Consider the following 7,352-nt stretch of genomic DNA (forward strand, 5'->3'; position numbering starts at 1 on the left):
AATATTGAGAGTGTAGCATCATTATTGAATTGTGATGAATAATTCAGGTTTAATATTTATATTCCTAAAGCTTCTTCAGGTGTTATATATGGTCTTTCTTGTTTTCTTCCAGTTTCTTCTAGTGTCAATTTTCCATAATAAAATGACAAACCTCTTCTAAGATATTTATTGTCTTTTAATGCTTTTTCTACCCCTTTGTTTGCCATTTGTAGAACATATGGAAGAGTGGCATTACATAAAGTCTGAGTAGCTGTTTGTGAAAATGCTGATGGTATATTATCTACGCAATAATGTGTTATTCCATCTACTTCATATATAGGATCATCATGGGTTGTTGATCTGCATGTCTCTATGGCTCCTGCATCATCACAAGCCACATCTACTATTAATGCTCCTTTTTTCATCATTCTCAACATATCTTTACTTACTAAATGGTCTTTTCTCCATTTAGGCCATAAAATACAGTTCATTAATACATCTGTTCTTTCTAGGCACATCTCTAGATTACTTCTATTGGAAATTAGAAATTCTACATTCGCTGGCAATGATTTTCTAACTTTCTCCATTTTATCAATATCTATATCTAACATTGTAACTTTATTCCCAAAAGCTGATGCTAGCTCTGCTGCTCCAACTCCTGAATTTCCTGCTCCTATAATGGTTATTTCTGGAGTTCTTACACCATCTATTCTTGATAATAATACTCCATTCCCTCCATGAATTCTCTGCATAAAGTTTAAAGCTGCTAAGAATCCTCCCTTACCTGCTATTATACTCATTGGCTTTAACAAAGGAAATTCTCCATCTTTATCATTAACATCTTCATACGCAATTCCAATTATTTTTTTCTGAATCATGGCATCTGTTTGCTCTCTATGGGCATTTGAATGAATATAAGTAAATATTATCTGACCTTCTCTCATATATTCAAATTCCTCTGGGAATATTTCCTTTACTTTATAAATTAAATCTGCTTTTCCAAATATCTCTTTTGCTGTATCTATTATTTCTGCCCCTTGTTTCTTATAATCTTCATCAGAAAACCCACTGCCAGCACCTGCATTTTTTTCAACTAATACTTTATGTCCCTTATTTACTATTTCTTTTACTCCACTAGGATCACATGCTACCCTATATTCATTTGATTTTATTTCTTTTGGTATTCCTATTATCATTATTTTTTCCCCCTTAATTATAAAATTCAAAATATTTTTATAGTATAAATCCTAATCCTAAATACAATATACATGTTATTCCAGCAACTGATAAAGCATAGGGCATCTGAGTATTAACATGGTCCATATGATCAGAGCCTGATGCTAAAGATGATAAAATATTAGTATCTGATATCGGAGAGCAATGATCTCCAAAACATCCTCCACTCATAACTGCTGCAATGGATGCATAAATAACATTATTAATAACTCCGCCTGTAAGATTAAAGGCTAATGGAATAGCTATTGGAGTCATTATTGCATATGTTCCCCAGCTTGTCCCAGTAAAGAATGAAACAAAGGCACAAGTAATGAATGTAAATAATAACAATAAAGTTGGAGTCATCCAAGCCTTTGTAATTGATACTACATAGTTAGCAGTTCCTAGTTCCTTGCTAATTGTATTTAAGCAATAAGCTAAAGATAATATAAGTATGGCTGAGATAATACTCTTAATTCCCTCTGTGGCAGTTTTAACAAGTTCGTCAATTGTAGCCATTTTTTGAATTAACATTGTTATAAACTGAAATACTACTGCTGCTATAAATCCTTCAAGAGTTTTAGCATTTCCAGTGAATAAATAAGTTCCCAAGGTAACTCCTATGATGATAAGCGCTGGTCCAAAAAAGTTTAGCAGCAAATTAGGTTTAACCCCTTCATTGGGTTTAATCTGCTCTAACTCTTTTCCCATCATAGGATTGGCACCATCAGCTATTACCTTACCTGTTTCTCTTGCTCTTTTTTCAGCTTTTTTCATAGGACCAAAATCTGGTACAATACCAATCGCAATAAGCCCTACCATAACAACTGACAATATCCCATAAAAATTAAATGGAACCATTCTAATTACTGCATTTGTTGCTATAATCTTATCTGCAAAATCCCCTATTCCTACTAACAATCCTGCCATATATACTCCCCATGCTGAAAATGGTATCAATGTACAAACAGGAGCTGAAGTTGAACTACATATATATGATAATTTTTCTCTCGATACTTTAGCCTTATCTGTAATGCCTTTCATAACAGTTCCCACATATAAAGGACTAAAATAATCACTGAAAAAAATGAATATACCTAATAACCATGATATTATCTGAGCTCCTGCTGCTTTTATACTTCTTTTTTCTATCCGTTTGGTAAAAGCATCTATTGCTCCTGATTTTTGAAAGTATGCTACCATAATTCCTACAAAAACTTCTATACATACAACCCAGATAAAATCCGCATTTCCCAATGCATCTTGAACTAATCCAGTAAATCCCAGTAGAACATTTTGTCCTGTTACAAAAATTCCTACTAATATTCCTATTAACAGAGAAAATATAGCATCTTTAGTAACAAAGGCTAATACTACTGCTACCATAGCCGGTAATAATGATAAAATTCCATAGCTCGTCGTTAAATCCATGATATTACCTCCTTGTTTTTTTAGGTATTTAAATAATTCTTATTAGCTATAATAAATAATACTACACAAATCTAAGGCCCCATTTTTCTTTTTCTCCTTTATAGTTCTTATTCTTTATGCCTGATATAATAATTAATATCTGACTGTTTGTTCTTCAAATTCAGCCATAAATATCCTTCCTAGAATTTTTCTTGTAATAAATTTAAAGCATTCTGTACTACCTTAACCCTTATATCCCTTTCCTTTTCTTTAGATTCATTAGGATTACCTACTGGATAAGGTATTGCCACTGCTGGTATTATCCTTATTGCCCCTACTGTTTTTGAAATAGGAGTAACTGTACAAATATGTGATGCTGGTATGCCTGCTTTCTCGACTTCTTTTACAATAGTCGCACCGCAACGTGTACAGGTACCTCAGGTTGAAGTCATAATAACCCCATCTATCTCTGCATCTATTAATTCCTCAGCTATCTCTTTTCCCATTCTTGTTGCATCTGCTACTGATGTGGAATTTCCTGTAGTCACAAAATAATACTCATACAAGTTGCCTATGCTTCCCTCCTGTTCTAATTCCTTTAGTAAATCTAATGGCAATAATCTATTAGGGTTATTATTTGCATATACTGGATCAAATCCTGCATGAACTGATTCAAATTCTCCTTTTATGAACCTATCGATTTTATCAATTGAATATTTTTTATAAAATTTTGCTGTAGCTGCTGGTAGATGATCAGGATTATTCATAGGTACTAGCCCACTAGTTGTTAATAAGGCAATCTTCGCTTTTTTAATATTAATTATTGGTTGGGCTGGAATAACAGTCTCGTATGTTGGTATAGGAATTTCAGTCTTAAATTCCTCTCCTTTTAGCTTTTTTATTAACATATCAAGAGCTCTTTCTGCTCCAGTCTTTTCCTTGAATATATTTACTCTAATACCTTTTGCAATATACCCTTCTTCCTCTGGCAATCCAATATGCTCGTTTCTTAATAATTTATTAGCTAATTTAACTATATTAGGTACTGCCTTTCTTATGGAAGCCGCTGAACTTCCTGTTTCCAAAATATATGTACTACTCTTATATATTTCAACTGCTGGATTTTCAAAATACATGCCTGTTATAGTTTTAATACCAAATTTTTCGCTGGCAAATTTGCATATATCTCCACATGCTATTCCAAATCTTCCAGCATTAAATGCTGGACCTGCTACTATTAAATCGGGGTTAAATGTTTTTATTTGTTCTTCTATGAATTTCCTAGTTTCTTCCATATTTTCTGCATAAAAATTATCTCCGCAAATTATTGTAGCTACTATTTCTCCATCTAAACATTTAAATAAGTTTGCTGATCCAACCATCCCATTTTCTATTCTCGGTGGAATATTAGCCTTATCCTCCCCACCAATTTGACCAAAAAATTGGTTAGTATAAAATAATATTTTTTTCATTTTTTCACCTCCTAGATAGTTACTGCTGATAAATGACTGAACCCTTGTAGATTATGTCCTCCTAATATTCCATGAATTTCTATTATTAAAGATCCATCTTCCTGCCTTGAACCTTGAAAACCTCCTGTAACATGCTCCAGAGCATCTAAATCTCCCAATACAATATCCATTGGCGGTATTTTAATAGTAGCATTACTATTACCAGTTGAAATCATTGCATTTGCTTCTATAGTTCCATCTGGCAGAGATTCAGATTTACCGTCTGCTCCAGCATCTTCATTACTTATTAAAACTGTCTTTATGCCTTTATTCTCAAGCCTTTTACATATCATCATCAAATCCGTTGTTGGGTTTCCAAATCCTTCTTGAGACTGAATAACTCCATCGACCCCAAGAATTTCTATAGTCCTTGCTGTAATTACTGCATTCCTGTATTTATCTGCTAAATAAGTTGTCATTGGGCTTAGGACTACTCCCATGAAATTTATTTCTTTTCCATGTCTTTTGAAGCATTCATTAATGATAGCATTATTTTGATGATGGTATGTAGTTGTCTTAGAACCTGCAGAAACACAATTACCACTCACTAAAGCACCATCAAATATTTCTAAAGGATTTATTAAAGTTGGTACCATTGTTTTAACATCCTTACCATAAAAATAAGTATCATGTAATAGACCTTGTCCAACACATTGATAAACATAAGCTACTTTAGGCAATTCTGGATATTCTTTTGATTTTTTCCATAAATTATTCCAATTAAATATTTCTTCTTCATAATCCTCATATTCCAAAGCTTTCTTTCCAATATAATGTGCTGCTTTTATTCCTCCGACTCTTACTGCTTCTTCATGTTCATGAGGACTTACCCCAGATTTTTTCTTTATATTTAAAACAATATTATTTAGCTCAGAAAATGGTGTATATTTAGTTAAGGGACCTTTCATATCTATTATTCCTTCCTGAAATCCCACAATAGGACCTGTAGTAATTACAGCACAATTTTTTAGAGAATATGTTATTCCTCTGCCAATCTCTTCAATCTTTCCATCTATTCCTGGAAAAGCATCTCCACTTAATTTTGCCCTAGGTTCTATAACATCCTTAACAGGAATAATCCTTATTGATTCCCCTGGCCTTGCTATATCTATCCTTACTTCTAATATTCTTTCATCTTCTAATAATAGGTTTTGTATTTCCTCCTTACAAATAGTTAATATGGAATTTTCTACTTTGGTTGTTGAACCAAATATAATATTTTTAATTTCTATTTTTCTTAAAATTAACTCCATTTTTTAACCTCCATTTTTTGTTTTTATTTACTAACATAATATATTTGCAAAAGACATGCCAATAGCAAAAACAGCTTTAAAGCCATTTAAGCATTGCAAAAAATAAAAAAAGTGACAGATTTCTGTCACAAGATGAAAGATTTTTTGCTATTTTCTTAATATTATGTAAAACTTATTCTATATTTGTCGAGTTTATAATGTAATCTTTGTCTAGTTATTTTAAGTAAAGATGCAGCCTTAGTTATATTTCCTGATGTTTCTTCTAAAGCCTTTGTTATCATCTGTTTCTCCATATCTTCCAGTATCTCATCTAGTGATTTTGAACACCCAATATTGAAAAGAGAGTCATTTGAATTATTTGATTTAATGTTTTTCTTTTCGCTTAGATAAACTGGTAAATGAATTATTTTTATATCTCCATAACTAGTAAAATTAATGGCAGATTCTATTATATGCTGTAGTTCTCTAACATTACCTGGCCAATCATAATTCAAAAACAATTTTTTTACTTCGTCTGAAATGCCTGTTATAGACTTATTATATTTGTGATTATAAAGATTAACAAAATGGTCTACATATAACATAATATCTTCTTTTCTTTCCCTTAGTGGCAATAATTTAATATTTACAACTGATAACCTATAAAATAAATCTTCTCTAATTTGCCCTAATTCCATAGCCTTAATTGGCTCAATATTCATTGCAGATATTATTCTTACATCCACTTCTTTTTCTTTATTATCTCCAACTCTGCGTACTTTTCCATCTTGTAAAACTCGTAAAAGTTTTGCCTGTAAATTTAATGGCATCGAATTTACTTCATCTAAAAACAAAGTTCCACCATGAGCCTCCTCAAATAAACCTGGCTTGTCTACAGCACCAGTAAAAGCACCTTTAACTGAACCAAACAATATGGATTCAAAAAGATTTTCTGGAAGTGCAGCACAATTCTGTACTACAAATGGTTTATTTCTTCTATTACTATAATTATGTATGGATTGAACGTAAAGTTCTTTTCCTGTTCCCGTTTCTCCATAGACTAATACTGAAGAAGTATTATTTGATATTATTTTTGCCTTTTCTATATTATGTAACATATAGTTGTTAGAGGTTACTATATCTCCAAAACTAAATTTTGCTCCATTTAATTTATTCTGGTTATCCCTAACTATCTGTCTAAAATATTTTTTCTTATTTATTTGTTCTTCAATCTTTGTTATATCCTTTGACAACTCAACTGCTCCAAGAATCTTACCACTTCTAATTATAGGTATTGTAAGATTCTGAGTATTTATAACTCTTCCCCTATGATCATTAAACACCTGTTCAGATAAATAAATGGGCTTTCCTTCATTTATACACCTAATCATTGTACTTTCCTTTGGATTAATTTCTGGATATACTTCTAGAAAATTTTTATTTATTATATTCTGAAAATCATCTTGGCATCCACTACTGTCAAATCTAGGATTATACCTAACTGAATAGACTATTTTTCCATGTCTATCTATTATCATTATTGCATCTACATAATCCATGTTCGTCAAATAATTGTCATTTTCCATTTCATTCCCTCCAGGTTATCTATAATTCTATTATATAGTATAGCTAAGGTTTATGGCAAATAACTAAGTTAACTTGTTGTGCTAGTTAAAAATTACAAATATAAAAACTCCAGCAATTATGTTAACCTATCATTGACAACCAATCAAGATAGGAGGATAACATATGCTAGAGTTTTCTAATAAATATTCTATCAAAGAAATTGCTGATTTAAAAGACTTTATTACAGTCATTTATATATTAATTGACGATATTTACCAAGAGATTATTCCAACACATATTAAAGAACGCCGTAATATCAAGGATGCTATCCTAAGTGATAGTGAAATAATTACCATTAGCATCGTTGGTGAACTCTTAACCATTGATTCAGAAAAAGCTTGGTTAGGGTTCTGCAATAAAAATCTAAGAGATTTGTTTC

General features: G+C 31.5%; 5 protein-coding genes and 1 pseudogene. 1 reads left to right on the plus strand and 5 read right to left on the minus strand.

Annotated elements, in window-relative coordinates:
* Positions 1-56: 56 nt before the first annotated feature.
* From ald to ABWP20_RS18030, 5 genes are all read right to left on the minus strand, one after another.
* Complete coding sequence (ald, locus tag ABWP20_RS18010) at positions 57-1,175, minus strand: alanine dehydrogenase (RefSeq protein ID WP_353097727.1); 1,119 nt, start codon at positions 1,173-1,175, stop codon at positions 57-59.
* 37 nt (positions 1,176-1,212) lie between these two features.
* The gene (locus ABWP20_RS18015; RefSeq protein WP_353097729.1) at positions 1,213-2,625 is read right to left on the minus strand and encodes a Na+/H+ antiporter NhaC family protein; all 1,413 of its coding nucleotides are present in this window, start codon (positions 2,623-2,625) and stop codon (positions 1,213-1,215) included.
* Between the two features lie 179 nt (positions 2,626-2,804).
* Positions 2,805-4,076 carry a glycine/betaine/sarcosine/D-proline family reductase selenoprotein B gene (locus tag ABWP20_RS18020; protein WP_353097731.1) on the minus strand — a complete coding sequence of 424 codons (1,272 nt, stop codon included), beginning with the start codon at positions 4,074-4,076 and terminating at the stop codon, positions 2,805-2,807.
* 11 nt (positions 4,077-4,087) lie between these two features.
* Positions 4,088-5,368, minus strand: a complete 1,281-nt coding sequence (locus ABWP20_RS18025) for a glycine/sarcosine/betaine reductase component B subunit (protein WP_353097732.1) — start codon at positions 5,366-5,368, stop codon at positions 4,088-4,090.
* A 161-nt stretch (positions 5,369-5,529) separates the two neighbouring features.
* Positions 5,530-6,933 (minus strand): sigma-54 interaction domain-containing protein, encoded by a 1,404-nt coding sequence (locus tag ABWP20_RS18030; RefSeq protein WP_353097734.1) that lies wholly within the window; start codon positions 6,931-6,933, stop codon positions 5,530-5,532.
* A 163-nt stretch (positions 6,934-7,096) separates the two neighbouring features.
* Here ABWP20_RS18030 and ABWP20_RS18035 point away from each other — a divergent pair.
* Positions 7,097-7,352, plus strand: a pseudogene (locus tag ABWP20_RS18035) (IS982 family transposase); the annotation flags it as partial.

Origin of the sequence: Tissierella praeacuta (assembly GCF_040396155.1) — a bacterium.
In the GTDB taxonomy this organism is placed as follows: domain Bacteria; phylum Bacillota; class Clostridia; order Tissierellales; family Tissierellaceae; genus Tissierella; species Tissierella praeacuta_A.